Origin of the sequence: Ramlibacter sp., assembly GCA_019635435.1 — a bacterium.
Classification (GTDB): domain Bacteria; phylum Pseudomonadota; class Gammaproteobacteria; order Burkholderiales; family Burkholderiaceae_C; genus JAHBZM01.
In genome coordinates this window covers 3,762,432-3,789,302 of the sequence record JAHBZM010000001.1, presented here as the reverse complement: position 1 = coordinate 3,789,302, position 26,871 = coordinate 3,762,432, and the positions used below count along the sequence as shown (strand labels likewise).

Here is a 26,871-nt window from a genome sequence, read left to right as displayed (position 1 = left end):
CACCGCCATGACAGACACCGTATTGAAAGTAGCCGGCATCTCCAAGCGCTTTGGCGGCCTGCAGGCCCTGTCCGACGTGGGCATGACCATTGAGCGCGGCCAGGTGTATGGGCTGATCGGGCCCAACGGCGCCGGCAAGACCACCTTCTTCAACGTCATCACCGGGCTGTACACGCCCGACAGCGGCACGTTCGAGCTCGCGGGCAAGCCGTACAAGCCGTCCGCCGTGCACGAAGTCGCCAAGGCGGGCATTGCGCGCACGTTCCAGAACATCCGCCTGTTTGCCGAAATGACGGCCCTCGAAAATGTGATGGTAGGGCGCCACATGCGCACCCACTCCGGCCTGATCGGCGCGATCTTCCGCACCCCCGGCTTCAAGGCCGAGGAGGCCGCGATTGCCAAGCGCGCCCAGGAGCTGCTCGACTACGTGGGCATCGGCAAATTCACCGACTACAAGGCCCGCACCCTGTCCTATGGCGACCAGCGGCGCCTGGAGATCGCGCGCGCGCTGGCCACCGACCCGCAGCTCATCGCGCTGGACGAGCCGGCGGCCGGCATGAACGCCACCGAGAAGGTGCAGCTGCGCGAGCTGATCGACCAGATCCGCAAGGACAACCGCACCATCCTGCTCATTGAACACGACGTGAAACTCGTGATGGGCCTGTGCGACCGGGTCACCGTGCTGGACTACGGCAAGCAGATCGCCGAAGGCGAGCCCGCCGCCGTGCAGAAGAATGAAAAAGTGATTGAAGCCTATCTGGGCACGGGGGGACACTGACATGGCGCAGACGCTACTCAAGGTCAAGGGCCTCAAGGTTGCCTATGGTGGCATCCAGGCCGTCAAGGGCGTGGATTTCGAGGTGCACGAGGGCGAGCTGGTCTCGCTGATCGGCTCCAACGGTGCCGGCAAGACCACCACCATGAAGGCCATCACCGGCACGCTGGCCATCAGCGCCGGCGACATCGAATACCTGGGCAAGAGCATCAAGGGCCAGGGCCCCTGGGACCTCGTCAAGCAGGGCCTGGCAATGGTGCCGGAAGGCCGCGGCGTGTTCACCCGCATGACCATCACCGAGAACCTGCAGATGGGCGCCTACATCCGGCGTGACAAGCCCGAGATCGCCGCCGACATGGAGAAGGTGTTCACCATCTTCCCGCGCCTGCGCGAGCGCAAGGACCAGCTGGCCGGCACCATGTCGGGCGGCGAGCAGCAGATGCTGGCCATGGGCCGGGCCCTGATGAGCCGCCCCAAGGTCTTGCTCATGGACGAGCCCTCGATGGGCCTGTCGCCCATCATGGTCGACAAGATCTTCGAGGTCGTGCGCGACGTGTACGCCCAGGGCGTGACCGTGCTGCTGGTGGAGCAGAACGCCAGCCGCGCGCTGGCCATTGCCAACCGCGCCTACGTCATGGAGTCGGGCGAAATCACCATGAGCGGCGACGCCAAGGAAATGCTGACCGACCCGAAGGTGCGGGCAGCCTACCTCGGCGAGTAGCCGTCAGTAGCGGTACTGCAGGCCCACGCTGGTCATGCGCACCGGCTCCCGGCCGCCACCGGCAAAGTGGAAGTCGTGGCTGTCCCAACCCAGGGTGGCTGACACCTTGGGCGTGAACACGTAGCTCACGCCCGCCCCGTAGGAAATGCCAAAGCCGCTGTCGGAGCCGGGCGTCACGCCTGATCCCGCCGTGGCCGAGGTTTCGGTGCGGCCGTAGGTGGTGCCCACCTTGCCGTACAGGTCCACGGCCTGGCTGAGCGGCAGCTTGCCGATCAGGCTGAGGTTGAGGCCGTGGGCACGGGTGGTGCCGCCGCCCCGGTCAATCCGCCCCATGTTGAGGTAGCCCAGTTCGACGCCCCAGCGGTCGCCCACCATGCTGCCACCGTACAGGTGGCCCGCGGTAGCGGAGTCGCCACAGACAAACGCCCCCGAGCCGCAGCCCGTGTCGTAGTTGGAACGGCCCAGATTGAGGCCCAGGTAGCCGCGGCTGGCGCTGGAGCCGTAGCTCTGGTTCTGTTGGGCCGCGGCGGGCAGGGAAAGCATCGAGCCGGCCACCAGCACGGTGGGCAGCAGGATGCGGGACAGTTTTTGCATGGGTCACTCCAGGTCAGGTAAAACCCCGCGCCGTCAAACGGATGGCGCAGGCGTCCTGACAATCTAAAGAGGTCCCCAGTGGCGGCCTGTGGGACAGGCCGGCCGCTGCCTGTAGGACGGCTCGGACTTTTCAGTCCACGCGGGCCCCGGAGGCCTTCACCACCTTTTCGTACTTGGCGAGTTCGCTCTTCATGAAAGCGCCGAACTGCTCGGGTGTGGAGGGCACGGGCTCGGCCATCAGCGCGGCAAAGCGCGTTTTGGTCTCGGGTGCGTTCAGTGCATCCACAAAGGCGTGGCTCAGCCTGGCCAGAACGTCTTTGGGCGTCCCGGCCGGAGCCACCAGGCCCCACCAGGTGTCGATCGAGAAGCCCTTGAGCGTGTCGGCCACGGGGGGCACGTCGGGCAGGGCTGGCGAGCGGGTGAGCGAGGTCACCGCCAGTGCCTTGAGCTTGCCCGCGCGGATGTTGGGGGCCGCCGTGGCGAGGTTGTCAAAGTTGAAGTCGACCTGGCCCGAGAGCAGGGCCAGCTGGGCCGGGTTGCCTCCGTTGTAGGGGATGTGCACGGCAAAGATGCCGGCGTCGCGCTTGAACATCTCGCCGGCCAGGTGGCCCGCGCTGCCATTGCCGCCGCTGCCGTAGTTGAGCCTGGCCGGGTTGGCCCTGGCGTAGGCGATCAGGTCCTTCACGCTGTTGATGTTCAGGCGCTTTGCGGTGTCGGCATTCATGACCAGCACATTGGGCACGCGCACCATCTGTGTGATGGGGGCAAAGTCCTTCGCGGCGTCAAAGGGCATCTTGCTGAACAGCCAGGGGTTGATGGCATTGGTGGCCACGGCCGCAATGCCGATGGTCAGGCCGTCCGGGGGGGCCTTGGCCACGAGGTTGGCGCCGATGTTGCCGCCCCCGCCGGGCTTGTTGTCGATGATGACCGTGCCCAGCGAGTCCTTGACGCGCTCCGCCAGCAGGCGGGCCGTCACGTCAATCGGGCCGCCGGCGCCATAGGGCACCACCAGGCGGATGGTCTGGCCCTGGGCCAGAGCGCCGGTGGCTGGCAGTGCCAGCGCGGCGGCGAGGGTGGACAGAACGAGTTGTCGGCGTTGCACGGTCATGCGGTCTCCTTGTGTTTGTCGGCTTCAGTGGTGAACGAGTCGGCATAGAACTCATCAGGCGGCAGGCCCGCCTGGGCACTGTATTCGGCCCGCGCCGAGTCCACCACGATGGGCGCGCCGCAGGCATAGACCTGGTGGCCCGAAAGATCTGGGAAGTCTTCCAGCACGGCGCGGTGGACAAAGCCGGTGCGGCCGGTCCAGTTGTCTTCGGGCAGGGCGTTGGAGATGACCGGCACGTATTTGAGCTGCGGCATGGCCGCCAGCTGGTCCTGCACCCAGCTGTCCAGATAGAGGTCGTCAGGGCGCCGGCCGCCCCAGTACAGCGTGGCGGGGCGCGTGATGCCCTTGTGGCGCATGTGCTCGATCAGCGCCTTGATTGGCGCAAAACCGGTGCCCGAAGCCAGCAGCACCATGGGCTTGGCGGAGTCCTCGCGCAGGAAGAAGCTGCCGTAAGGCCCCTCGACCCGCAGGATTTCCTTTTCCTTCATGGCGTTGAACACATGGTCGGTGAACTTGCCGCCGGGCATGTGGCGGATGTGCAGTTCGATCCCGGGCGGCGTGGAGGGCGCGACCGCCGGGTCGCTCACCAGGGTATGGGGCGCATTGGCCATGGAGTAGCTGCGGCGCGCGCCGTCGCGCAGGATGAACTCGACGTACTGGCCCGCGTGGTAGCGCATGGTGTCGTTGGCTGGCAGTTGCAGCCGCACCAGCATCACGTCGTGCGACTTTTTCTCCAGCGCCAGCACGCGCGAGGGCATCTTCTTGATCGGGAAGGCGCTCTCGTCGGTCACCTGGCGCGACTCCAGCAACACGTCGGTCTGCGGCACGGCGCAGCAGGTCAGGATGTAGCCGGCCGCCTCTTCCTCGTGGCTCAGTGCCTTGGTCTGGTGGGTGCCATGCACCACCGTGCCCTCGAGCTTCTTGCACTTGCAGGAGCCGCAGGCGCCATCCTTGCAGCCATAGGGCAAGCCAATGCCCTGACGGATGGCGGCGGGCAGGATGGCTTCATCGGGTTCGGCGGAGAACGTACGCCCGCTGGGCTGCACAGTGATCTGGAAACTCATTCTTTGGGTATCCTCGGGGCCTGTTTTCATTGGTAGCCCCCCGATTTTGCCCTCAAACCAAAACCCCCTCGGCGCTTTGCCCGCGCGCTTTCGCCGCGAGAGGCTGCTGATCGTGGGTTGCGGTGATGTGGGGCTGCGCGTGGTCCGAGCCCTGAGGGGGCGGTTTGCGGTGCTGGCCCTGACCTCGTCGCCGGCGCGCAGCCCCTTGCTGCGCGCGCAGGGCATAAGGCCGCTGGCGGGCGACCTGGACGCGCCGGCCAGCCTGCGGCGGCTGGCCGGGCTGGCCACGCGCGTGCTGCATCTGGCCCCGCCGCCCTCGGAAGGGGAGGCCCAGTGGTGGCGCGACCCCCGCACCCAGGCGTTGCTGCGCGCGCTGCGCCTGCGCAGCCTGCCGGCGTCTATGGTTTATGGGTCCACCAGCGGCGTGTATGGCGACTGCCAGGGCGAAGTTGCTATGGAAACAAGAGCACTGAATGCCCACACGCCAAGGGCCCAGAGGCGTTTTGATGCCGAAACACTGGTTCGCCACTTTGGCCGGGCCGCGGGCGGCGGCGGGGCGGTGCGGGCCAGCATCCTGCGCATCCCCGGCATCTACGCGCCAGACCGCGAAGGCGGCACGCCCCGCGCGCGCCTGCTCAAGGGCACGCCCGTGCTGGCCGCGCAAGACGATGTGTTCACCAACCACATCCACGCTGACGACCTGGCGCGCGCCTGCCTGGCCGCCCTGTGGCGGGCCCGGCCTCAGCGCGTGTACAACGTCAATGACGACAGCCAGCTCAAGATGGGGGACTACTTTGACCTGGCTGCCGACTTGTTTGGCTTGCCACGCCCGCCGCGCGTGCCGCGCAGCACCGCGCAAGACGCGTTGCCGCTGAGTTTGCTGAGCTTCATGAGCGAGTCGCGGCGGATGGACAACGGACGGCTCAAGCGGGAGTTGGGGCTGCGGCTTCGCTACCCGACCTGTTCTGAAGGCCTTGCACCACTTGCTTCGCGGCCGTCTCAGGTGCAAAAAGTCTTCTGAAAAGCGCCCGGCAACGCTGACCGATCCCGGGGTCGCCTTCAATGTCCCGTACCAGACCTTCGGCCTCCCGTTGCAGGGACCCCTGGGTTTCATTGGCGGTAACGCGGCCCACTTGCTCGTTCATGATCAGCTTGATCAAGTCGTTGCCCTGGTTGATGCACGCCAGAACGGGGAGGCCCGACTGCATGTAGGTGAGAAACTTGCCAGGAATATTGTGTGTTTTGTGTCTCGGGTCCAGCGCGATCAGGCCCACGTGGCATTGGGCATAGAGACCGGGTATCTCGTCGGGATCGATCTCGTCGAAGAAAAGAACATTGCTGAGCTGACGGTCGCGGGCGGCGCCCTGGAGGCGGCGGGATTCGCTGCCCCGACCGACGAAAAGAAACCCCAGATCGCTCCGGTGAACCAGATGCCCGGCGAGGTCGATCAAGGCATCCATGCCTTGGGCAATGCCCATATTGCCGGCATACACAAAGATCTTTCGTCCCGCCAGCGGCGTCTGGCTCACCGTGATGCTGCAGCCCTTGTCCGGGGCGTCGGCCAGCCAGTTCTGAAGAACTTCAACGCGTGCGGTGGGCCGATCACCCAAGTCAGTGAAATAGGCCAGGTTGCCCGGCGACTGGACGCCAATGACGTCAGCCACCGAGTACTGGTGGCGTGCAATGGCCTTGAAGAAGAGGTAGGGCAAGCCCTTGCCCATCAAGCCCATGTCCACTGCCCATTCAGGGAAGATGTCGCGAATGATGAGATAAGCCCGGCAAGTGCTGGCCTTCTTCAGCATCTGGACTGCAGGCCCGAGGAAGATGGTGGGGGAATACCACACCACGCCGTCCCAACGCTGTTTGCCCAATGGGCTTCGGTGCAAATTGCGCTTCATTGAATGCGGCATCATCCATTCGCCCAGCGTGCGGCGAACATAGCCAACATCCTTGGTCTGGGGCGTCTTCAGGCGCATCACCTGTACGCCGTTCCAGACATCGAGGTGCCACGGCTGATCGAGTTCCGGGGAAGCCACCATGACAGTGACCTCATGACCCAGCGCCAGCAAGGCGAGGGACAGATCCCGCAACTGGACGGCGCCAGACGAGCGCAAGGGCGGATACACATCCGCAAGCAGTGCGATTCGCATTCGCGCGGCCCTTAGTACTTTTTCCAGACCACCCGGTTGACGTAGTCGGTGTAGCTGTGAATGATGCGGACCACCTTGTCCGATACGTTGGGCATGCTGTAGTCACCCACCTGGCGCAGCAGGCGGGCTGTGCCACGCGACTGGTTATCCAGAATGCGCAGCGCCTGCATCACCCGCTCAACGCTCAGGCCCACCATCATGACGGCAGCCTCCTCCATGCCCTCGGGGCGTTCATGCGCTTCGCGCAGGTTGAGCGCCGGGAAATTCAGGATGGATGACTCCTCGCTGATCGTGCCGCTGTCGGACAGCACGGCCCGGGCCGTGATCTGGAGCTTGTTGTAGTCCGTGAAGCCCAGCGGCTTGATCAGCCGGACGCCGTCGTGCAGCCGGACCCCTGACGCGTCCACCCGCTTCTGTGTTCGTGGATGGGTTGAAACCACCACAGGCAGACGATGGTGTTCGGCAAGGCCATTGAGCACATCCACAAGTTTGCCGAAGTTCTGGGCCGACTCAATATTCTCTTCACGGTGGGCGCTGATCAGGAAAAAGCCATTGGGTGCCAGACCGAGGCGATTGAGCACATCCGACGCATCAATGCCCGCCCTGTAGTGCATGAGCACCTCGTTCATCGGGCTTCCGGTCTTGATCACCATGTCGGGAGGCAGGCCTTCGCGCAACAGGTATTCGCGGGCAATGTCGCTGTAGGTCAGGTTGACATCGGCGGTGTGGTCAACGATGCGCCGGTTGATTTCTTCCGGCACCCGCATGTCAAAGCAGCGATTGCCTGCTTCCATGTGAAATGTCGGGATCTTGCGCCGCTTGGCGGGCAGAAGCGCCATGCAGCTGTTGGTGTCGCCGAGCACCAGCGCGGCATCGGGGGTCACCTCAGCAAGCAATGCGTCCACGGCAATGATCACCTTGCCAATGGTTTCGGCCCCGCTGCTGCCGGCGGCATCCAGGAAATGATCGGGTTTGCGCAGCCCCAGGTCATCAAAAAAGACCTGGTTCAACTCGTAGTCGTAGTTCTGGCCCGTGTGAACAAGCACATGGTCGCAGTACTCGTCCAGCCGGGTCAGCACTCGGGACAACCGGATGATTTCGGGCCGGGTACCGACCACGGTCATGACTTTCAACTTCTTCATGGGGCGACTCTCCGGGCGATGGTGTCCGGTTGCGCCGGGTCGAAGACCTCATTGGCCCAGAGCATGACGATCATCTCTTCCTCCCCCACATTCGTGATGTTATGGGTCCAGCCGGGAACCGTCTCGACAATCCGGCCGTCACCGCCCTGGACGATCAACTCATGGGTTTCGCCAGAGACGATGTGCCTGAAGCCGAACAGCGCGCGCCCCTTGATGACCAGAAATTTCTCGGTCTTGGCATGGTGGTAGTGCTCACCCCGGGTAATGCCTGGATGGGCCGTGAAATAGGAAAACTGGCCGCAATCCGGCGTTTTGAGCATCTCCACAAACACGCCTCGTGGATCGGCATGGACCGGAACGTCGTAGTGGAACTCCTGGACAGGCAGGAAACTGACGTAGGTGGCGTAAAGCCGCCTGACCAGCCCAGTGCCCACGCGCTCCGTGAGCAAGGCCTTGCGGCCGCTTCTGAAGCGCTGCAGCGTCTGCACCAGCTCACCGACGGTCAGCTGATATTCAGGGCCGGCTTCGCAAAACCCCGAGGCCGTCTTGCCGTCTGCCAGCAGCATGCAGAAATGTCCCACAACATCGTCAATATGAACCAGCCGGATGATGGCCTCCGGGTCATGGACGGTCACGGGAATATCTCTGGCAATGTTGTGGCAAAACGTGGCCACAGCAGAGTTGTAATTGGGACGCGACCACTTGCCAAAAACATTGGCCAGCCTGAACAGGTGGACCCTGGCACCCCTGCTCTCGCCGTAGGCAATCAATGCTGCCTCGGCGTTGCGCTTGCTCAATCCATAGGGATTGTCCAGCGCGGCCTGGATTGATGACGCAAACACGACCTTGGGCGGTGTGGCCAGGCCGGACAGGACGCGGCAAAGCCTTTCGGTGAAAAGGTGATTGCCCTGCTCGAATTCCCTGGCGTCGTCGGGCCGGTTGACCCCGGCGAGATGAAACACGCAGTCAGTGCCAGAAAGCAGTGCGTTCAGCACATCCTCATCTGCATCGTGCGGGATTGAGACAACGTCATGGCCAGCCGACTCCGCCAGGCGGACCTTGAGGTTCTGCCCGATGAAGCCATGGGAGCCCGTGATGGCAATTTGCATGTCAGTCTTCTGCGCGGGCGTGCTGCCCGCTGGCAACCAGTCGCATGAAATCCAGTTGAAGCAAGAGCTGGGTCATCCCGTCAAGGGTCAGGCGCTCGGTATTGTGGGAGTTGTAGTCATCGTCGGCACGGGTGCGATCTTCCCCAAGTTCGACAAACTTCTCATAGTTCAAGTCACGCCCGTCCGGTGGAATGCGGTAGTAGCGGCCAAGATCGTCCGCCACGGCGCGTTCTTCGCGGCTGAGCAGCGTTTCAAACAGCTTTTCACCATGGCGCGTTCCAATAATGCCGACGGGGTGTCCTGGCTTTTTCATCAGGCCCAAAATGGCGTGAGCCAGCACCTCAACGGTCGCTGCCGGTGCCTTCTGGACAAAGATGTCACCGTTGTTGCCATGCTGGAACGCGTAGAGCACCAGGTCAACTGCGTCATCCAGCGTCATCATGAACCGCGTCATCGAAGGGTCCGTGATCGTGATGGGCTTGCCAGCCAGTACCTGCTCCACAAAAAGAGGGATCACCGAACCACGAGACGCCATGACATTGCCGTATCGGGTGCCCGAGATGACCGTGCCGGTTCCTTCGAGATTGCGCGACGCTGCGACCATCACCTTTTCCATCAATGCCTTGGAAATTCCCATGGCGTTGATGGGATAGACCGCCTTGTCGGTGCTCAGGCACACCACGCGTTTCACACCCGAGCGGATCGCTGCCTCCAGCACGTTTTCGGTGCCCAGCACATTCGTCCGCACGGCTTCCATGGGGTGAAACTCGCACGAGGGAACCTGCTTGAGCGCCGCGGCGTGAAAGCAGAAGTCAACGCCGCGCATGACGGCCGATACGCTTCGCATATCCCGCACATCGCCGATATAGAACCTCAGTTTGGGGTGGTTGTGCCGCTTGCGGAGGTCATCCTGCTTCTTCTCGTCCCGGCTGAAGATACGGATTTCGCGCAGATCAGATTGCAGAAAGCGGCGCAGCACGGCGTTGCCAAAGGAGCCGGTCCCGCCCGTTATCAGAAGTGTCTTGTTGGTGAACATGGTTGCTTGTGCTCGAGCTGCGGTCAGTATCTTGGGGCAACGACTGTTGGTCCTATCCAATGTCTGCTGGCGAAGATGTGGCTACGCGATGAGTGTCGCGGGGCTCACGAAGCTTTTCGCTTGCCGCTTGCGGCCTGTGAGCCCGGGAAGTTACCAGTAGAGCCAAAACAATGAGCCCTCCACCGCTTAGGAGGGACGTTGACAACGGTGCATTCAGAAGCGACATCCAGAATCCCGTAAGCCAGAGAGCAACAAATCGAGTCGAAACTGGCTTCGAAAGGCCATTGATGATTCTCATCACTGCCAGAACTGCAAGGGTGGCCGGAATAATTCCCAGCAAGCCCATCGCAGCAAAACCATCGCTCGCCCAGAAATTGGCATTGAAGTTGGCATCCTCACTCCCTGAGTATTCGATGCCGATCATCTGCCCAAGCGAATAATTTCCGTATGGGTAGGCCTCGGTCAGAAATTTAACTACCCCTATGTGCGTGTAGTAAGTCAATTCATGCGAGGTGAAGAAGTCGTAGTAGGTCGTGAGATTCCATCCACCCGTGGCAAGTGTTCTCACTAAAAGAAGCGATTTAAATATCTCCAAGCCATCCACTTCGACGAGGGCAAAAAATCCCATGGCCATGCTCATCACCAAAAGGAGGCCAAGAAAAAAGTCTTTTCCATCTACGTAGAGCTTGCTGAGAACAAAAACTGCCAACGGCAATAAGAGCGTACTCTTTGCGCCATTCGTCATATAGACAACGATGGCGAGGCCAATTGAAAAGTACAGTGGGCTTCTGCTTTTTCCAATGGAACCGATTGTTGCGTAGTACGGAATGAAGCAGACAGACAGCCAAAGAATCAAGTAGCCAAAAATCCCTCCCCTTGCCGAATCTTGTGCGTCAAACCGTAGTTCATAAACGTCTTCAAAACCCACGAGGCGCATATGTCCCCAGTTAAAGTAGAAGGCAACCAATGTGCCCAGCACAGTGAGTCCAAATATCGTCAGCTTCGCTATTGGCCGAAGCCCGGAGGCCTGAATTCGTGGTGATCCATTCAACAATTCTTTGACTGGAAATCGACTCGAACAGTAAAAAATAGCCGACATGCTGGCGGAAAGAAAAAGCATGACGAAAAATACTTCCGCGACCGACCTGTTCAGCATGAAGAGTACCGTCAGAAGGCCTGGCGCGTAGCACATTGTGTATAACAAGGTCGCGCCGTAGTTCGACGGAGTCATCACATTTGAATAGGCAAGTACGGGAGCCAGGGCCAAGACGTAGCCAAGTACGTACAAGCCGGTATGACGCGGAATGTAGTCATAGTGCGCATACCCAAAGACAGGATGAATGTATGTGAAATACATCCAGTGGTACAGCGCTAGATAGAGGCCGGCCAGAACAAGTCGACGAACCATGGTGAATTCTATTGCGTCAGTTTTAACTGCATCGGATATTCGTGCGGGTTAAGCGCCCATTTCTATGGACAAATCAACGGAGGTGGTTATGGTCATTTGGGGTGAGGAGACTGTTTCGGGAAATTTCACGGAGACTTCAGGTCGAGATGAATGGCGTAATAGACCACCAGGAAATAAATGAAGTAGGCGACAGCAAGAAACCATGACAGGTACATCATGGCGTCCATAAAAGGAACCGCATGGCGCGCGCATGTGTCAATCAGCAATGGTACGCCGAGCACGCGCAGAACGTCAGACCATACCTTGAGGTGCGGCTTGTTCACCGCGGCCAGCAGCCTTGAAATGGGGCTGGCAACAAAGGCCACGATCATGAAAGGCGTCATGGCCTGCGCAATGTGGGCTGCAAGGTCCCACGAGTTTCCCAGGACGAACGGAAATACCAGGGGTGCGAGCATGAGCACCGGCAGATAGATGGCACAACCCGCCGCGAGCAGTGCCAGGGCCACTTTTCTTGTGAAACGCGGTAGCTCTGATGGGGCATTGAGTCGAAGCGCTGCACCCCGGGTGTGAATGACGTCGGCAACGGCGGTGCCAATCAGGGCTGATGGCGCCACCAGGATCATGGCAACGAGAAAGTATTCACCAGCCTCCTTGGCTCCATACCGCGCGGCGAACAGTGGAGCGATCATCAATGAGGCGGCGGCATCAATCAGGGCGAGGGGCAGCATGGCCGCCGTGTACCTGCGCTCCCGCCGGACGATTGCCCACCAGGCGCTGACCCAGCCCACTTTCATGCGCAGGACGGCAAGCTTTGGCAGCAAGGGCCGCATCAGGCCTCCGACCCCAATGCCGCGCCCCGTGAGTTCGCCCAGCGCCAGGCCGCCCCATCCGGGCGCGAGGGCCGACCACAGGACGGGCGCAATCGCCCTGCCCAGGCTTTGCTTCAGTGAGGCGCGTGCGATGTGCTCAAAATGGTTGTCGCGAAGCGTTCGGTAACGGCTGGCCAGATAAAGCCCGTTTGACAGCACCATGATGCTGATCAGGGGGACGCTCCAGAAAGAAAGCTGACCGAAGCCTATCCAATGGTTGAGGATCATGACCCCCATGGCCAATCCGCTCATGGCAGACACCAACGCGGCGCTGATCACGGCGGCAACAAACAATTCGTCGGCCGCCTGGTCAGTGGAGCTCCCGACGATGGCAATGTCGAGGCAAAGGCACGCGCCCACGGTGGCCACGCCCACAAATCCGGTCAGCAGGCCGAAAAGACCGAAAGCCGCTGGGTCGTAGAGACGGGTCAGCAATGGCAGTGAGGCCAGAATGGCCAGCTGCCCCAGCCCGGTGGCGCCTGCCAGCACACCGACCGCCCGCAGTGCGGGCCGGTGCATCAGCCGGGTCAGAACTGACATGCCGTCACCAGGGCTGGACACCCGCACGGCGGATCAGGTTCTTGATCCCCACGGGGATCACGCGTTGAATCACGCGGCGCGCCAGCACGGCCGCTGCCGGCCGGATCCCGCCATTGAAGCCAGGCTCAATGGCCCTTATGGTGTTCAGCACCGATTCCAGCGCCGCCTCATAGCGGTGGTAGACACTGGCAGGTGGGGGAACGTCTGCCGAATAAACCGCGGAGACGTGGTCGTAGCGCATGCCCGTGAGCAGCTGGAACTGGTGGAAGTGATAAAAGAGCAGGGGGGCTTCGTCAACAAAGATGGCTCCGCCGGCTTCCCGAAACTGGTGGTTGGGGTAGTTCCATGGCGCGACACCAGCTCCCTTGTGCTGCAACACATGAACCGATGGATAGTCTTGCGGCCAGGCGTCGAGGTACTTCTGATCACCGAGCTTGCCATCTTCCAGCCTGGCAAAGCACCATTCGATGCACTGATCCCGCCAGCGCTGCAGGCATTGCAGGCCGTCGGCGTCGCGGCGGAAGCTGACCCATTCGACGTTGTAGCGGCCATAGGCTTCCAGATGCCGCAGCCGTGGTGTAAACCGGTGTTCGATGATGGCAATCGACTTTCCGCCAATTTCGTCGAACAACGGCTCCACCGGCGAAAAGAACATGAGGTCGGCATCCAGATAGGTCAGCATCTCGACGCCCGGGCGATTGCGCATCAGGTACCAGCACAGCGAGGCTGATAGCGTCCAGCAATACTCGGCAATGGAGCGCCCGGGTTTCACGCGCAGAAGATCCTCGTCTTCCACGGTTTGAAGACTGAGCGTCGTGACGCCCGGCAATGCGAGGGTCTGCAGCAGGCGCTGGGTCTGGCTGTCCATGCACAGGACTTCAACCTCCGCCGTCGGGCACCACTGGCGCAAGGTCTGCAGCATGACAACGCCTTTGAGCAGGTAGTTGCTGTCAAACAGGGTGCAGAAATGGCGAACCGGTTTCATTGCGCCACCTTTTCGCAAAGGTAGGTCTTGGTGGCAACGGCGTCGCCGTCTTGCCAGCTTGCATCCAGCGTCACGACGGCGCTGACAGCCAACCCATGGCGGCGCATGAGATGGACCAGTTCTTCTTCATTGAAATGAATTTCCAGGGTCTTGACGCCATATGCCATCTTGGTAAAGCGCCGTGTCTTGCTCTGGTGCAAGACGGGGGTGCGATGAAAGACCACGTGGTGACGTGCAACGCGCGCGGCTTCCGAAATGGCTTTTTCGTAATCTGCAACGTGAAGAATGCAGCAACCGGAAAGCACGATGTCGATGCTGGCATCCGGTTCGGGCAGGGCGCAGGCATCGGCCACCAGAAAGGCGAAATCGGGGTGAAGCCGCCGCGCCAGGTCAATAAAGGCGGGGGAAAAATCACACCCCCGATATTCCACGGGCAGTGACTTGATGGCAAAGGCCTCGCCGTGGTAACCGCTTGAGCACCCAACCTCAAGCAAGGTGGCCAACCCGGCCTGCGGGATGAGGGGACGCAAGAGGTCCACCAGCACATCAAAATTGCGAACCCCTTGCCCGCTTCGGTAAACCGCCAGGGCCGCGTCGACGCCTTTGCGCTGCGCTTGGGGAATGGAGGGGGCTTGCCACGCGTTTGCCAACTCGGTGGACACAGCTTCGGCTTCGCCGGGGGCCAAAGGCCTGTATTGCCCGGACACGCTAAGGCGAAATGGGGACGCCAGTGTCCGGAGAACGGACTTGAGCTGCGGGTGCCGGTTGGCAAAGCTCCGGATGAGGGATGTGATGGGCATCACTTTAGTCCCTGAGGCCCGGAAAGTGCGGGATAGTCTCGCAGACCGATTGCACGTCCTGTTCGCTGGTGGCAAAGGAAATGGGCAGACTCAGAATGCTGGAATGAATCTGCTCGGCGATGGGGTAGTCACCCGACAGAACGCCCTTCATGGCCTCTTGTCGATGCGGTGGGATCGGGTAGTGCACCTCTGTCTTGATGCCCTGGTCAAGCAACCAGCCACGCAATGCGTCGCGTCTGGCGTGGCGCACGGCAAATATATGAAAGACGTCGACCTCATCGTCCCGGCATGCGGGAAGTACCAGCTCCCTCGGCAAAAGGTTGAAATACATGGCTGCGAGCCGACGCTTGTGCGTGGTGATGGCGTCCAGATGCGCAAGCTTGACGCGCAGGATGGCGGCCTGCATTTCATCCAGGCGGGAGTTGTAGCCAGCATAGGTATTGACGTATTTGACCTTTGAGCCGTAATTGCGCCAGTGGCGCAGGCGGTCGGCAAAAGATTCGTCGTTGGTCACAATGGCGCCGGCGTCACCCAGCGCACCAAGATTCTTGGTGGGGTAGAAACTGAAGCACCCCGAAATGCCAAAGGTCCCGGTGGCCTTGTCCTTCAGACGGGCGCCATGCGACTGGGCGCAGTCTTCCACAACATGCAAGCCATGTTCGGTGGCGAACGCACAAATGAGGTCCATGCGGCAAGGCTTGCCGTACAGGTGGGTCACACAGATGGCGGCCGTATGGCGGGTCAATGCTGGCAGCAGTTGCCGGGGGTCCATGTTGTAGGTGGCCAGGTCCGGCTCGACCAACACGGGCGTCAGGCCCGCGTGAACGATGGCCAGGATGGTGGCAATGTAGGTATTGGATGCCACCAGGACTTCAGAGTTTGGCGCCAGTTCGAGTGCCTTGAACGATAGGGTCAGCGCGTCAAGGCCGTTCGCCACGCCGACACAATGAGCACTCTGCAGGGAATGCGCAAATTCCTGCTCAAAAGCCCGAACTTCCTCGCCCAACACGTACCAGCCTGAATCAATCACCCGCTTGACTGCGGCAAATAACTCACCAGACAGGCCCTGATTGGTGGCCTTCAGGTTTTCGTACTCAATCATCTCGCGTAGGGCTCATCTATGTATTCAGAACGATCGTACGGGGTTGAAGCCATGACCAGAAGAATGCTGGACGGGCCAAACAGCATTGTGTGCCAGTCCTCGGGCTCAACGAGCAGGCATTGGTTGGAGCTATCAAGAATGATGTCACTCCTATAATTGCCATTGTCCATATGAATCGTCACGCTGCCAGCTACAGCCACAAGCGCCTGGCGCGTCGTGCGGTGGCGATGGCCACCACGCACCTGCCCATCCGCTTTGCTAATCCAAAAAACGCGTCGAATGGGAAAGGGGAGCTCGTCCTGCAGTATGGCCAATTGACCTCTTTCATCGAAAACGCTTCTCAGAGAGATGAGGGTGAAGTTACTCATAAAATATCAATCTATTGACGGATACGTTTCACTATCTAGAGAATAGCCGAACCAGGGACGCTCCGTACAAGCACATCCAGTGCCCCGTGATGCGTTGACTTGATCAAAGGGGTCCAAGCGATCAGCCAGATCTGCATGACCGAGCCCCTCGCTCAGGCGCCCAAGGTAGTGATCAAAGCGTTTGGTCGCACTCGATGATCCTCCAACCCGAAGTCGAGAAGATCGCAGCATGTCATTTATGACACAGTAAGATTGACTTGAAGCGCCAGGTTCTAGTTTTTGCGTAGTGCCAATGGCTTGCCCGGATTCCCGACAATTGTCGAGTCGGGGTCGACGTCCTTGAGAACAACAGCGCCCAGGCCAATGACAGCGCGGTCCCCAATGCGCACCTGGTTCTTGACCGTGACGCAGGGTGCTATCCATGCGCCTTGCCCGATGATGACTCCGCCACTGATTTCGGCGCAGGCAATGACAAAAGCATCCGGGCCAACATCGACGTTGTGTGCAATGTGAACATGATCGTCGATCTTGGCGCCACGCCGAATCACGGTGTGTCCCAACGTGCCCCTGCAGACTGTCGTGAGCGATCCCACTTCCACGTCGTCCTCGATCAGTACGCCGCCAATGTGCGGCAGCCTGACCGCGGCCCCGTTGGCATCTCTTTCAAACCCAAAGCCTTCCTCCCCTATGATTGCCCCCGACTTGATCAGACAGCGCTCGCCTATGGCGACCTCGTCGCCGATCACGACGTTATGAAGCACCCGAGTGCCAGCGCCGATGTGAACACCTTTTCCCAGAACTACGTTGCAGCCTATCGTTGCTGTGGGGTGAATGGTTGGAGCGTCAACAGACCAAGTGAAGCCTGTGCAGCTCTCGAGATCGGCCAGCGCCCTCGCAAAATCGAGCCGAGGGGCGGGGCTGGGCACTGCGTGTGCACCTCGCGCTCGAACAGACTCCGCAAGTTGCTGAGGGCAGATAACGATGGCGCCTGGGGAGACATCGGCTACAAACTTCTCCGCCTTCACAAAGCAGAGCTGCCCAGCTTGTGACCCCGCAATTGCGCCGACATGCGTGACGTCGAGTGGAGAGCCCAATGGCTCCAACCCCAGGCGCCCCAAGGTGGCGTTGAGCGGCGCGGGGGATTTCAGTTGTCTTGCCATCTAAGGACCTCAAAGGCTTCAGCCAGGGGCACGCCGGCTTGGGCACCACGCACTGTGGCCAGCCCCTTCAGTAGTGCGCGTGTATCGGCAAGTCGCCAGCTCTGGGATTGGTAGCTCTCGAGTGCGGCGATCTTGGCGTCCATATTGGCTTCAGACACGGCCGAGAAGAACGCCGGGCTATAGCCCCTATTGTTGTGTGGGACTTCGTACCCCAGAATACTTTTCTTCTTGAAAGCCCGGAATGCTTCGCGGCTCAACGTTTCGTGGTCCTGATGGGTGTCTTCAGAACCATGAACCAGAATCAGGTCGGGGTTCAGCTCCCGGTTGAGGGCAACCAGTACCTCCAGAATTTCCTGGCGCATGGCAGGAAATTTGCGTACCGGAAAGTCAAGCACCCTTACGGCCGAAGCCTGAATGCCAATGAGTTTTGATGCAGCAAGGATTTCTTTGCGCAGAATGTCGCGAGGGAACTCGGGCTTCAATGATTCCTCTGCTGCTGAGAATGCGACATAGGTGACAGCCGCTCCCTCACTCGCCCACTTGTGGATACTCGCGCCGCAGCCCCATTCGCCATCATCAGTATGGGCTCCGAGAAGAAGAATTCTTTCTGGTGCGATTTTCATAGGTACGTGAGGTTAGTGATCAACAAGAGTGAGTTCTCCAATTCGGTCCCAGTCAAGCAGGTGATCGGCGGTGTACAGGGCGCCCTCCGACATAGCCTTGCGAAGGGCCGGGTCACCTGCCAATCGGTTGATCTCCGAAACGATCTGTGGCACCAGGGGTTGGCTACCATCGATCACATGAATATTCTCGCGCAGGTTAAGGTAGCTGACATCTTGCGCCCCCTTGCGCACGGCCGTTCTGTCGCCGATCAACGCGGGCAAACCCATGCTGATGGCTTGTTGCCAAAGAACGGACTGACTGGCGGGAAACACAGCGAAATCTGACATGGCCATGTGCTCCAAGAGTTGTTCTGCGCTTACCCACCCCGTAAAGAAGATATTTGGGATATCAATAGCCTGTTGGCGAAGTTGCACTCCGTACGATTTGTTGCCCGGCGGACTTTCGCCAACCACCACAAGAAACAGGTTCGGATGCTGACACTGCCGGAATGCCTCGATAAGTGCATCGGTTTGTTTGAGTGGGTCGAGTTTTCCGCCGGTAAAAATGACAATCCCTTCGGGCGGAATTCCCAACTGCAATCGAAGCCGATCGCGGGCATCGGATAGTCGAATCCGTCGTGCCATGTCCATGTCGACCCCAAGGGGTAGAAGTGTCATTTCTTCCGGTGTAACGCCATAGACTTCGGCAAGAAAATTTGCGCTGGCCGGGACAACGGGATAGATGCGATCCAGGCTAGGCCGGGCGCGATCAAGCACAGATTTTCGAATGACGCCGTGCAAAACCTTCAATGAAAGCCAGTTCTTGGCGGAGTTGCTGTAGTCAGCGTGATAGTCCATGACCAGACGCGTACCAGGATGTGCCAATTTATATTGCGTGGCCTCCGGCAGGTTCATGTGAATATCGTGCACGAAGATGAGATCTGGTTGAATCTCCTGCAGAAGCTCGGATATCGGCGGAAATATCCGCACACGATTCAGGATATTCCATCGGTAGGCTCGTTTGACGATTCTGATGCCATCGGCCACATAGTCGCGGTTGGGCCAGCTAGGGTCATATCGGTCGCTAACGAAATCAAACAGATTCTCAAATGTTGACGCCAGCACCGTAACTGCATGGCCATGTTTGACATAGAACCTTGCCAACATGTTTTCTTGGTAGGTCAGCGCTTCGTTGAAGAAGTTGCAAAGCATGACTATTTTCATAGTCGGTTCTCAGGGTGTGAATTCTTCAAAGAGCTAGGGGGGATTGCCAAAGGCTGTGATAAACATTGCGCCCCTTTTTTTCGCGCTGAATGCAATGAGACGATGATGCGAAGCCCACCTCCAGATTGAAGTGCAGTCGTCAATGGCGTATTCAAAAGCGCCATCCAGAAGCCAACCGACCACGGTGCAGTGAGTCTGGCCGGGTAGCCGGACGCGGCTCGATTGAATGCCAAAAGCACAGCCCCCAAAGCAAGAGTTACGATTGAAATGCCAAGCAGGCCCATAGCTGCAAAGCCGTCGCTGGCCCAAAAATTTGCATTGAAGTTGGCTTCTTCCGTGCCGGAGTAGTGCACTCCGATAGCCTGACCAAGCGACAGGTTGCCATATGGATATCCACCCACAATGGCCTTGACCGGCCCGATATGGAGGTAGTAGGTGTAGCCGTGCTCTGTGAAATAGTCGCTGTAGGTTGATAGAGTCCAGCCACCGACACCAAGTACGCGTACCAAGATCAAGAATTTTGCCCAGAGCGACACTCCTTCAGCAGGAAGGAACCAATGGACAATGCCGATGCACGCAATCAACGCAATCAGAAGTTGGATTTTTGCTGCGTATCGGTACTCCGCCGCACACGCGCGCAGTTGCAGAAAGCTTGAATACATCGCTGCGAATGCGATGCCCAGAGGTAGAAGAAAAAAGTGAGCACGTGGGGTTGTGCTTCTCCATAGGGCATAGGCGATCAGCACAAATATGACAAGCAGCGAGGAAAGCAGTGAAAGAGTGAGTGTTGCAAGTGTCAGATTGACAGCTCGGAGGTCTTGCTTGGGCAGCACAATGGCCGTGTCGTATTTGAGTGTTGATACACCAGCCACAAGCGCATTGGTGGCCATGAATATCGCCAGCGCACTGAATGCCCTTGGGGAGAACTGCCGCGCCAGCAGGGGCGTGGAGGCAATAAGCACCAACTGCCCTAACGCTGATCCGGTCGCAATACGGGCAATATTCCTTTCGAAGCGCGCGATAGGTTTCATAGGCGGAAGGCTTCGCGCGCCAAGCGAATTCGGACTGAATGCCGCATGCCTAGGAGCAGTTCCGCATCGCATTGGCAAATGCATCCACTACACGTTCAACATCCTCAAGTGCCAGGTCAGCACTCATGGGAAGGCTGAGGACTTGTGATGCTGCCTCGTCAGCGACGGGCGTGCACCCTGGGCAGCAATCGTGCTTGTAGGCAGGCTGTCGGTTCAACGGCGTGGGGTAATGCACTGCAGTGGGTATGTCCACTGCTTTCAGCGCGGCCTGCAATTCAGCCCGGTGGGCGCATTTCAGCGTGTACTGGGCAAAAACGGATGTGCGGTCCGGGCGCTGGGCAATCCGCGCGATGCCTGCCTCATCCAGCAACTGGTTGTAGCGCGTCCCGATGGCCATGCGTTGGGAAATTTCCCACTCAAAGCGGTCAAGCTTGCCCAGCACAACGGCGCATTGCAGTGTGTCCATTCTGCCGCCCACGCCCACTCTCGTGTGGGTATAGCGTTGGCTTTGCCCGTGCACACGGATCTCCCGGCAGGCCTGGGCCAGCGCGTCGTCGTTGGTAAAGATGGCCCCACCATCGCCATAGCAACCAAGGGGTTTGCTGGGGAAGAAGCTGGTGCAGCCAAAGGTGCTGAGGTTGCAGCTCTTGCGGCCTTTGTAGGTGGCGCCAAAGCTCTGGGCCGCGTCTTCAATCACTGGCAGGTTGCCATGCCGTGCCGCAATGGCGTTGATTTCGTCCATGTCGGCCACTTGCCCGTACAGGCTCACGGGCATGATGGCCCGGGTGCGGGGGGTGATGGCTGCTTCAATCTTGCGGGGGTCGATGTTGCAGGTGTCGGGCTCGATGTCCACAAACACGGGCTTACCGCCCAGCAGCACAATCATCTCTGCCGTGGCCGCAAATGTAAACGGCGTGGTGATCACTTCATCACCGGGCCGCATATCCAGCGCCATCAGCGTGATCAACAGTGCCTCGGTGCCGCTGGCCACGGTAATGCAGTGTTTGGCGCCGCAAAACTCTGCCAAGCGTTGTTCAAGTTCTTTGACTTCCGGCCCCATGATGTACTGTCCATGGTCCAGTACCGTTTGAATACGGGCGTTGATTTTGTCGCGCAGGGCAGCGTACTGCGCTTTGAGGTCGACAAACTCCATGGCGTGGCTTGTGTGCGTGGTTATCGGGGACTGGTCGGTTTGGGGTTGGCGGGCAGAAGGGTGACGCTACCGCCGACAAGTTGATAGTGGTCGCCGGTGTGGGGGCATTGCGCGGTGCCATGCCCCTCCAAGTCAAGCGCCAGGCGTTCGCCGTGCCGGCTCATCCACCCCAGCTGGCGCGCGGGCACACCCACCATAAGGGCGAAGTCAGGCACGTTGCGGTTAACCACGGCGCCAGCACCCACAAAGGCGTATTCACCAATGGTGGTGCCGCAAACAATGGTGCAGTTGGCGCCCAGCGTGGCCCCACGTTTGACAACTGTGCGGCGGTATTCCTCTTTGCGGGTCACCGCCGCGCGGGGGTTGTACACATTGGTGAAGACCATGCTGGGGCCGCAAAAAACATCGTCTTCCAGCGTCACAGCGTCATAGACCGAGACGTTATTCTGAATCTTCACGTTGTTCCCAATCCGCACGTCATTACCCACGTAGACGTTCTGGCCCAGGGAGCACCCGGCACCAATCACGGCGCCAGCGCTGACGTGCACAAAATGCCACACCCGTGTGCCTTCGCCCAGGGTGGCGCCGCTGTCAACAATGGCGCTGGGGTGGATGGTTGCAGGCATGTCAATGTTCAAGTGGCAGTGACACTGTTTTGCCATCGCGGGCCGAGAGGTAGGCCGCCACCAGCAGCTCTAGCGACTTCAGGCCTTCGCGGCCGTCCGTCTCCGGTTCCGCATCGCCGCGCATCACGTCCACCACGTTCTTGTAATACAGCGGGTGCCCCAGGCCATAGACCGATGTGGTCTGGTAGTTGGCCTGCTGGATGTTCTGGTCGTAATCCTTCTGGTCGGCAAACTGCCAGACCTGAATGTCGTTCACGGCCACCCCGCCAACACGGGCGGTCCCTTTTTCGCCAAGGATGGTGATGCTGCCTTCCAGGTTGTTGGGGTAGGTGAGCATGGTGACGCTCATGGACCCCAGGGCGCCATGGCGCCAGCGCACGTTCAACACGCCGGTGTCTTCGACTTCAATGTCTCTTGTGGTGCTCATCATGGCCTGCACTTTTTCAACCGGACCAATCAGCCAGTCAAGCAGGTCAACGTAGTGGCTGGCCTGGTTCATGAAAGCGCCGCCGTCAAACTCCCAGGTGCCGCGCCATTCGGCCTGGTCGTAATACGACTGCGGACGGGTCCAGAACACATTGAGGTGGACCATGTGGATCTTGCCAAAGCGCTTTTCTTCCACCGCACGCTTGAGCAATTGCAACGTGGTGTTGCGCCGGTTTTGTTTGACGACAAAAAGGCGCACACCCGCAGCGTCGCACGCCTTGACCATGCGCACGCCGTCTTGCCATCGGGTGGCCATGGGTTTCTCGGTCATCACATGCACGCCATGCCGGGCGGCCAGCACGGCCTGGTCTGCATGGGTGCCGCTGGGGGTGCACAGCACCACGATGTCGAGTTGCTCGTTGGCGAGCATGCCCTCCAGCTGAGGGTAGCCAGCGACCTTGTGCTTGTCGGCGTACAACTTGGCAGCTGCAGGGTCGATGTCGCATACCGCTACCATTTCCAGGTTGTCGGCATGCCTTTCGATGGATTCAAAATGATTTTTGGCAATGCGACCGCAACCGACCAGGCCGATCCGGATTTTTCTGCCCTTAATGGGGGTGTAACGATGCATGGGTTAGATTCCGTGTGGCGTAAGGCGCTCAGAGCCGAAAGACGGTGAAGCCAGCCGCCTTTGCGGCATGCTGGTCGTACAGTGATTTGATGTCTGCCAGCACTGGCTTGTCACCCCGGCAGAGTTTGCGCAGGCTAGGCAGCGCCAGCTCCCGGTAGGTTTTGTGCCCAACGGCGACCACCAATGCGTCGAGTGGCGCCTGATGGCTGGCAGGTGCCAGTTCCAGCCCGTATTCGTGCAACACCTCAGCAGGGTTGGCCCAGGGGTCGGTCACCACCACGTTGACGTTCCAGCTTTGCAGTTCCTTGATGAGGTCAACAACCTTGCTGTTTCGAATGTCAGGGCAGTTCTCTTTGAAGGTGATGCCCATCACACCCACGGTGCTTCGCGCTACATCAATGCCATTGCGCAGCATCAGCTTGATGACGTTGCGCGCCGCATAACGCGCCATGTTGTCGTTGATGCGCCGGCCGGCCAGGATGACCTGGGGGTGGTAGCCCACTTCTTCGGCCTTGTGGGTCAGGTAATAGGGGTCCACGCCAATGCAATGGCCCCCGACCATGCCGGGCCGGAAGGGCAAAAAATTCCATTTGCTGCCCGCCGCCTCCAGAACCTCCAGGGTGTCAATGCCCAGCCGGTTGAAGATGACAGACAGCTCATTGACCAGCGCAATGTTCAGGTCGCGTTGGGTGTTCTCGATCACCTTGGCGGCCTCGGCCACGCGTAGGCTGGTGGCCGGGAATGTGCCGGCGGTGATGATGCTGCCGTACAGCTGGTCAACCGCTTTTGCGGCTTGGGGTGTGGAGCCGCTGGTGATCTTCTTGATTTTGGTGAGCGTGTTGACCTTGTCCGCCGGCACGATGCGCTCGGGACTGTAGCCGCAAAAAAAGTCCTGGTTGAACTTCAATCCAGAGGCTCTCTCAAGGACCGGTACACAAACTTCTTCAGTGCAACCGGGGTAGACAGTCGACTCATAAATCACCAAGGCTCCGGCCTTCATGACCTTGCCAACGGTTTCGCTGGCCTTAAGCAGCAGGGTGAGGTCTGGTCGATTGACCCGATCAATCGGCGTGGGCACAGTGACGATAAATATGTCACATTCGTGTAGATCGGATGAGTCGCTACTGAAGCCGAGAAAAGCGGCGCTTGCCAGTTGGTCCGGGGTGACCTCCAACGTGTGGTCCTGGCCCGATTTAAGTTCGTCAATGCGGGCTGAGTTGATATCAAAGCCCAGAACAGGACGATGTTTTCCGAATTCAACGGCGAGCGGGAGCCCAACATAGCCCAGCCCCAGTATTGCGATACTCTTTTGGGTCTGATTTGGGTTGTTCATTCTTTCTCTCATAAACTTGGGCAGCGCTGTGTATTCATCATGAAATCCGATCAGACACATCACGCTTGCCCCGGGACTCAGACTCAGCCTTGAGTGCCTCAATTTCCGATCTCAGGGCGTCGTACTCTTCCATCTTCCTTTTGAGAAACCGATTCGTCAGAGCCGCCTTCTCGGCGATGCCGCTAGGGGTCAGCATATAAACGTAGCCGAACTTGTTTTTGCTGTGGCTGAAGTTCTGTATCTTCACCCATCCCTTCTGCACGAGAGCTTTCAGGCAATAGTTAAGTCCGCCGACGCTCACTCCCAACTGGTCTGCGAGTTCGCGTTGCGTGATGTCGGGGTTGTACTGCAGGATTCTCATGACGCGAAAATACGTGTCTTCCTGCAGCTTGCTTTGGCGGCTGTGCATGGCTCAAGTTTGTTCGAAGTCGAGCAGTCTAGCCAGAATCATGGATGTTGAAAAGCAGGGATGCGATGAGCCCTCATTCGCAGGGGCCAGCCGCTGTCCCGCAATGCGTATCGATTAACATCGTGCAATGGTCTGGGATTTTTTGCAGTTAAACAATGGAAATGGGTCGCTGGGCATGAAGACACCAAAGGGCACGGCGGTTTTTCGGTTTTTCGGCTTTCTCGCCTTCAGCGTGGGGCTCGCGATGGGCTCAACGGGGGTCTGGGCGCAGTCTTCGTCTGGCGGGGCTGCATCGGCTCCCTTGAGTCTGACGCCCTCGTTCGCATTGGGCTCTGGCGGCTCATTGGCCCCGGAGCGGCTCAATCAGCCCGGCAAGCAGGAGGTGGGTGGGGAGGGGCGCCTTGTAAGCAAACGGGAAACCGTTTCATTACCCAGGGAACGCGACGCCAGCCCCCCTTCGCTGGGCACCACCGAATACCAGCGGTTTGTGCAGGCAACCACTGGGCGCAGTCTTCCCCTGTTCGGCTACAACCTGTTCGCGACAGGTGCTTTTCCTGCATTGCAGAATGTACCGGTTCCAAGCGACTATGTCCTGGGGCCTGGAGACGAGGTTGATCTGAAGCTCTGGGGTGCGGTCGACGCCGATTTGCGTCTGGCGGTGGATCGTAATGGCCAGATCAGCATTCCGCGGGTGGGCACGGTCAATGTGGCGGGCGTCAAGGCCTCGCAACTCGAGCAAGCCTTGCGCGGCCAGATCAGCCGTGTCTACAACAACTTCCAGCTTAGCGCCACGCTGGGGCAGTTGCGTTCCATCCAGGTGTTCGTGGTGGGGCAGGCCCGCCGGCCGGGCGCCTACACCGTGTCCAGTCTCTCGACGCTCATCAGCGCGCTGTTCGAGAGCGGCGGCCCGTCAGCCACGGGCAGCATGCGCCACGTCCAGCTCAAGCGTGACGGCAAGACTGTCACGACCCTTGACCTCTACAAGTTCATCAACGAAGGCGACAAGTCTGCCGATGCCCGCCTGTTACCGGGTGATGTGATCGTATTGCCGCCGGCCGGCCCGCGCGTGGCGGTGACCGGCGCGTTGGACCAGCCCGCCATTTTTGAGTTGGCAACCGCAGAAGAGCCTCTTGGCAAGCTGTTGTCTTATGGGGGGCGCACGCAAGCCCTCACCACTCCGCACAAGGTTCTGGTGGAACGCATTGATGCGGGGCGTGCCAAGGCGCCGCGCAGCGTGGAAGAACGTGCCCTGGACGCCAAGGGTTTGCAGAGCACCGTACGCGATGGTGACGTGGTCACCCTGTTCCAGATCAGTCCCGAGTTTTCGAATGCAGTGACATTGCGGGGCAATGTAGCCGCGCCGTTGCGCTATGCCTATCAACCCGGCATGCGCGTGTCCGATCTCATCCCGGAGCGCGATGCACTGATCGTGCCGGACTACTACACCCGACGCAATCTGACGGTCCAGTATGAATCCGGACGACGCGTGAGCGATGGCCGTGTGGCGGACGAAATCAAGAACCTGCTTGAGGAAATCAACTGGGATTACGCCGTGGTCGAGCGACTGGATCCTAAGGAAATCCGCTCGCAGCTCATCCCGTTCAATCTGGGCAAGGCTGTCCGTGACAAGGACCCCACGGCGAACATCATCCTGCAGCCTGGTGACATCGTCACGGTCTTCGGCATAAACGACCTGCCCGTTCCCGTGAGCAAGCGCACACAGTATGTGCGCATCGGTGGCGAAGTGCAGGTGCCGGGCGTCTATCAGCTGTCGCCTGGAGAAACGCTTGACCAACTGATCCGGCGCGTGGGCGGCTTCACGGCCAATGCATACGCATATGGCACGGTATTTACCCGTGAAACCACACGCATCCAGCAACAGAAGAATCTGGATCAGGCCATACGCCGCATGGAGGCCGATATCAACGCCCAGGCCATCGCGTCTGTCCAGAGTGCCCGGCAAGGAGAAAAGGCAGACACTTTGCAAGCCAATCTAGCGGCACAGCGCAACATTGTGAGTCGTTTGCAGGGCTTGCGTGCCAGCGGCCGGATCGCGCTGGAGCTGGATCCGCGCAGCCAGAGCCTTCCCCATGTGGTGCTGGAGGACGGGGACGAGATCACCGTACCCACGACACCGAGCTTTGTCGGGATTTTTGGCGCGGTCACCGCAGAAACATCGTTTCTGCACCGCTTCAACTTCACCGCCCGGGATTACCTTGGCCGTGCTGGGCCCACGCGCGACGCGGACGACGATAATGTCGCCGTCATTCGCGCGGACGGCACAGTGGAGAGCAACTACCAGTTGACGGGAAGCGGCTTCATGGGGTTTCGTGAAAACGTGCTCGACAAGCGCCTGAATCCGGGCGACACGATTTTCGTGCCCGAGAAGTTCGACAAGCGCACGGCCTATACCCGCTTCATTGATGGTGCCAAGGACCTGACCACGATCTTCTATCAGTTTGGCCTCGGGGCGGCTGGCCTCAAGGTGCTGAAGAACTGAGGGCG

26 protein-coding genes are annotated in these 26,871 nt (G+C 59.7%); 4 read left to right on the top strand and 22 right to left on the bottom strand.

Features of this window, described 5'->3' with window-relative positions; genetic code table 11:
- Positions 1-7: 7 nt before the first annotated feature.
- Both KF796_18320 and KF796_18315 read left to right on the top strand, forming a co-directional pair.
- Complete coding sequence (locus tag KF796_18320) at positions 8-778, top strand: ABC transporter ATP-binding protein (protein MBX3588589.1); 771 nt, start codon at positions 8-10, stop codon at positions 776-778.
- Position 779: 1 nt separating this feature from the next.
- Complete coding sequence (locus KF796_18315; GenBank protein MBX3588588.1) at positions 780-1,496, top strand: ABC transporter ATP-binding protein; 717 nt, start codon at positions 780-782, stop codon at positions 1,494-1,496.
- 3 nt (positions 1,497-1,499) lie between these two features.
- Here KF796_18315 and KF796_18310 read toward each other — a convergent pair whose 3' ends face one another.
- From KF796_18310 to KF796_18300, 3 genes are all read right to left on the bottom strand, one after another.
- Entirely contained in the window at positions 1,500-2,039 is a 540-nt protein-coding gene (locus KF796_18310) for an outer membrane beta-barrel protein (GenBank protein ID MBX3588587.1), read from the bottom strand.
- Positions 2,040-2,220: 181 nt separating this feature from the next.
- Positions 2,221-3,192: a tripartite tricarboxylate transporter substrate binding protein gene (locus tag KF796_18305; GenBank protein MBX3588586.1), complete on the bottom strand. Its 972-nt coding sequence runs from the start codon at positions 3,190-3,192 to the stop codon at positions 2,221-2,223.
- Between the two features lie 2 nt (positions 3,193-3,194).
- Positions 3,195-4,262, bottom strand: coding sequence for a CDP-6-deoxy-delta-3,4-glucoseen reductase (locus KF796_18300; protein MBX3588585.1), 1,068 nt, complete (start codon positions 4,260-4,262; stop codon positions 3,195-3,197).
- 46 nt (positions 4,263-4,308) lie between these two features.
- Between KF796_18300 and KF796_18295 the strand changes: the two genes are divergently transcribed.
- Positions 4,309-5,283 (top strand): NAD-dependent epimerase/dehydratase family protein, encoded by a 975-nt coding sequence (locus KF796_18295; GenBank protein ID MBX3588584.1) that lies wholly within the window; start codon positions 4,309-4,311, stop codon positions 5,281-5,283.
- Here KF796_18295 and KF796_18290 read toward each other — a convergent pair.
- The 19 genes from KF796_18290 to KF796_18200 all read right to left on the bottom strand — a co-directional run bounded on the left by KF796_18290 (position 5,186) and on the right by KF796_18200 (position 24,366).
- Complete coding sequence (locus KF796_18290; protein MBX3588583.1) at positions 5,186-6,376, bottom strand: glycosyltransferase family 4 protein; 1,191 nt, start codon at positions 6,374-6,376, stop codon at positions 5,186-5,188. The genes KF796_18295 and KF796_18290 overlap by 98 nt on opposite strands.
- 47 nt (positions 6,377-6,423) lie before the next feature.
- Positions 6,424-7,554 carry a UDP-N-acetylglucosamine 2-epimerase (non-hydrolyzing) gene (gene wecB / locus KF796_18285; protein MBX3588582.1) on the bottom strand — a complete coding sequence of 377 codons (1,131 nt, stop codon included), beginning with the start codon at positions 7,552-7,554 and terminating at the stop codon, positions 6,424-6,426.
- Positions 7,551-8,663 carry an NAD-dependent epimerase/dehydratase family protein gene (locus KF796_18280; GenBank protein MBX3588581.1) on the bottom strand — a complete coding sequence of 371 codons (1,113 nt, stop codon included), beginning with the start codon at positions 8,661-8,663 and terminating at the stop codon, positions 7,551-7,553. Before KF796_18280 ends, wecB begins: the two co-directional genes overlap by 4 nt.
- Before the next feature lies 1 nt (position 8,664).
- The gene (locus KF796_18275; protein MBX3588580.1) at positions 8,665-9,699 is read right to left on the bottom strand and encodes a polysaccharide biosynthesis protein; all 1,035 of its coding nucleotides are present in this window, start codon (positions 9,697-9,699) and stop codon (positions 8,665-8,667) included.
- 52 nt (positions 9,700-9,751) lie between these two features.
- Complete coding sequence (locus tag KF796_18270; protein ID MBX3588579.1) at positions 9,752-11,107, bottom strand: hypothetical protein; 1,356 nt, start codon at positions 11,105-11,107, stop codon at positions 9,752-9,754.
- Between the two features lie 125 nt (positions 11,108-11,232).
- Positions 11,233-12,516, bottom strand: coding sequence for an oligosaccharide flippase family protein (locus KF796_18265; protein ID MBX3588578.1), 1,284 nt, complete (start codon positions 12,514-12,516; stop codon positions 11,233-11,235).
- Between the two features lie 4 nt (positions 12,517-12,520).
- A complete protein-coding gene (locus tag KF796_18260) occupies positions 12,521-13,501 on the bottom strand; it encodes a hypothetical protein (GenBank protein MBX3588577.1) in 981 nt (326 codons plus the stop codon).
- Entirely contained in the window at positions 13,498-14,301 is an 804-nt protein-coding gene (locus KF796_18255; protein ID MBX3588576.1) for a class I SAM-dependent methyltransferase, read from the bottom strand. The genes KF796_18260 and KF796_18255 overlap by 4 nt, the downstream gene beginning before the upstream one ends.
- A gap of 4 nt (positions 14,302-14,305) precedes the next feature.
- A complete protein-coding gene (locus KF796_18250) occupies positions 14,306-15,403 on the bottom strand; it encodes a DegT/DnrJ/EryC1/StrS family aminotransferase (GenBank protein ID MBX3588575.1) in 1,098 nt (365 codons plus the stop codon).
- Positions 15,400-15,771, bottom strand: coding sequence for an FdtA/QdtA family cupin domain-containing protein (locus tag KF796_18245; GenBank protein ID MBX3588574.1), 372 nt, complete (start codon positions 15,769-15,771; stop codon positions 15,400-15,402). Before KF796_18245 ends, KF796_18250 begins: the two co-directional genes overlap by 4 nt.
- Before the next feature lie 272 nt (positions 15,772-16,043).
- Positions 16,044-16,931: a UDP-3-O-(3-hydroxymyristoyl)glucosamine N-acyltransferase gene (locus KF796_18240; protein ID MBX3588573.1), complete on the bottom strand. Its 888-nt coding sequence runs from the start codon at positions 16,929-16,931 to the stop codon at positions 16,044-16,046.
- Entirely contained in the window at positions 16,916-17,548 is a 633-nt protein-coding gene (locus KF796_18235; protein MBX3588572.1) for a PIG-L family deacetylase, read from the bottom strand. Before KF796_18235 ends, KF796_18240 begins: the two co-directional genes overlap by 16 nt.
- Positions 17,549-17,566: 18 nt before the next feature.
- Positions 17,567-18,757: a glycosyltransferase family 4 protein gene (locus KF796_18230; GenBank protein MBX3588571.1), complete on the bottom strand. Its 1,191-nt coding sequence runs from the start codon at positions 18,755-18,757 to the stop codon at positions 17,567-17,569.
- Complete coding sequence (locus tag KF796_18225; GenBank protein ID MBX3588570.1) at positions 18,754-19,788, bottom strand: hypothetical protein; 1,035 nt, start codon at positions 19,786-19,788, stop codon at positions 18,754-18,756. Before KF796_18225 ends, KF796_18230 begins: the two co-directional genes overlap by 4 nt.
- Positions 19,789-19,837: 49 nt before the next feature.
- A complete protein-coding gene (locus KF796_18220) occupies positions 19,838-20,941 on the bottom strand; it encodes a DegT/DnrJ/EryC1/StrS family aminotransferase (protein MBX3588569.1) in 1,104 nt (367 codons plus the stop codon).
- 20 nt (positions 20,942-20,961) lie between these two features.
- Positions 20,962-21,567 (bottom strand): N-acetyltransferase, encoded by a 606-nt coding sequence (locus KF796_18215; GenBank protein ID MBX3588568.1) that lies wholly within the window; start codon positions 21,565-21,567, stop codon positions 20,962-20,964.
- Between the two features lies 1 nt (position 21,568).
- Entirely contained in the window at positions 21,569-22,624 is a 1,056-nt protein-coding gene (locus KF796_18210) for a Gfo/Idh/MocA family oxidoreductase (protein ID MBX3588567.1), read from the bottom strand.
- Between the two features lie 28 nt (positions 22,625-22,652).
- Complete coding sequence (locus KF796_18205; protein ID MBX3588566.1) at positions 22,653-23,957, bottom strand: nucleotide sugar dehydrogenase; 1,305 nt, start codon at positions 23,955-23,957, stop codon at positions 22,653-22,655.
- A 37-nt stretch (positions 23,958-23,994) separates the two neighbouring features.
- Complete coding sequence (locus tag KF796_18200; GenBank protein ID MBX3588565.1) at positions 23,995-24,366, bottom strand: MarR family EPS-associated transcriptional regulator; 372 nt, start codon at positions 24,364-24,366, stop codon at positions 23,995-23,997.
- A gap of 127 nt (positions 24,367-24,493) precedes the next feature.
- Here KF796_18200 and KF796_18195 point away from each other — a divergent pair, with 127 nt between their 5' ends.
- Positions 24,494-26,866, top strand: coding sequence for an SLBB domain-containing protein (locus KF796_18195; GenBank protein ID MBX3588564.1), 2,373 nt, complete (start codon positions 24,494-24,496; stop codon positions 26,864-26,866).
- Positions 26,867-26,871: the final 5 nt, after the last annotated feature.

Excerpts from the sequence above, each read along its gene's own strand:
- KF796_18320 (MBX3588589.1), top strand. The coding sequence starts at position 8 with ATGACAGACACCGTATTGAAAGTAGCCGGCATCTCCAAGCGCTTTGGC.
- KF796_18210 (MBX3588567.1), bottom strand. The coding sequence starts at position 22,624 with ATGCATCGTTACACCCCCATTAAGGGCAGAAAAATCCGGATCGGCCTG.
- KF796_18265 (MBX3588578.1), bottom strand. The coding sequence starts at position 12,516 with ATGTCAGTTCTGACCCGGCTGATGCACCGGCCCGCACTGCGGGCGGTC.
- KF796_18275 (MBX3588580.1), bottom strand. The coding sequence starts at position 9,699 with ATGTTCACCAACAAGACACTTCTGATAACGGGCGGGACCGGCTCCTTT.
- KF796_18250 (MBX3588575.1), bottom strand. The coding sequence starts at position 15,403 with ATGATTGAGTACGAAAACCTGAAGGCCACCAATCAGGGCCTGTCTGGT.
- KF796_18230 (MBX3588571.1), bottom strand. The coding sequence starts at position 18,757 with ATGAAAATAGTCATGCTTTGCAACTTCTTCAACGAAGCGCTGACCTAC.
- KF796_18200 (MBX3588565.1), bottom strand. The coding sequence starts at position 24,366 with ATGCACAGCCGCCAAAGCAAGCTGCAGGAAGACACGTATTTTCGCGTC.
- wecB (MBX3588582.1), bottom strand. The coding sequence starts at position 7,554 with ATGAAGAAGTTGAAAGTCATGACCGTGGTCGGTACCCGGCCCGAAATC.
- KF796_18270 (MBX3588579.1), bottom strand. The coding sequence starts at position 11,107 with ATGGTTCGTCGACTTGTTCTGGCCGGCCTCTATCTAGCGCTGTACCAC.
- KF796_18260 (MBX3588577.1), bottom strand. The coding sequence starts at position 13,501 with ATGAAACCGGTTCGCCATTTCTGCACCCTGTTTGACAGCAACTACCTG.
- KF796_18255 (MBX3588576.1), bottom strand. The coding sequence starts at position 14,301 with ATGCCCATCACATCCCTCATCCGGAGCTTTGCCAACCGGCACCCGCAG.
- KF796_18240 (MBX3588573.1), bottom strand. The coding sequence starts at position 16,931 with ATGGCAAGACAACTGAAATCCCCCGCGCCGCTCAACGCCACCTTGGGG.
- KF796_18310 (MBX3588587.1), bottom strand. The coding sequence starts at position 2,039 with ATGCTTTCCCTGCCCGCCGCGGCCCAACAGAACCAGAGCTACGGCTCC.
- KF796_18245 (MBX3588574.1), bottom strand. The coding sequence starts at position 15,771 with ATGAGTAACTTCACCCTCATCTCTCTGAGAAGCGTTTTCGATGAAAGA.
- KF796_18280 (MBX3588581.1), bottom strand. The coding sequence starts at position 8,663 with ATGCAAATTGCCATCACGGGCTCCCATGGCTTCATCGGGCAGAACCTC.
- KF796_18225 (MBX3588570.1), bottom strand. The coding sequence starts at position 19,788 with ATGAAACCTATCGCGCGCTTCGAAAGGAATATTGCCCGTATTGCGACC.
- KF796_18220 (MBX3588569.1), bottom strand. The coding sequence starts at position 20,941 with ATGGAGTTTGTCGACCTCAAAGCGCAGTACGCTGCCCTGCGCGACAAA.
- KF796_18315 (MBX3588588.1), top strand. The coding sequence starts at position 780 with ATGGCGCAGACGCTACTCAAGGTCAAGGGCCTCAAGGTTGCCTATGGT.
- KF796_18300 (MBX3588585.1), bottom strand. The coding sequence starts at position 4,262 with ATGAGTTTCCAGATCACTGTGCAGCCCAGCGGGCGTACGTTCTCCGCC.
- KF796_18195 (MBX3588564.1), top strand. The coding sequence starts at position 24,494 with ATGGTCTGGGATTTTTTGCAGTTAAACAATGGAAATGGGTCGCTGGGC.
- KF796_18205 (MBX3588566.1), bottom strand. The coding sequence starts at position 23,957 with ATGAACAACCCAAATCAGACCCAAAAGAGTATCGCAATACTGGGGCTG.
- KF796_18215 (MBX3588568.1), bottom strand. The coding sequence starts at position 21,567 with ATGCCTGCAACCATCCACCCCAGCGCCATTGTTGACAGCGGCGCCACC.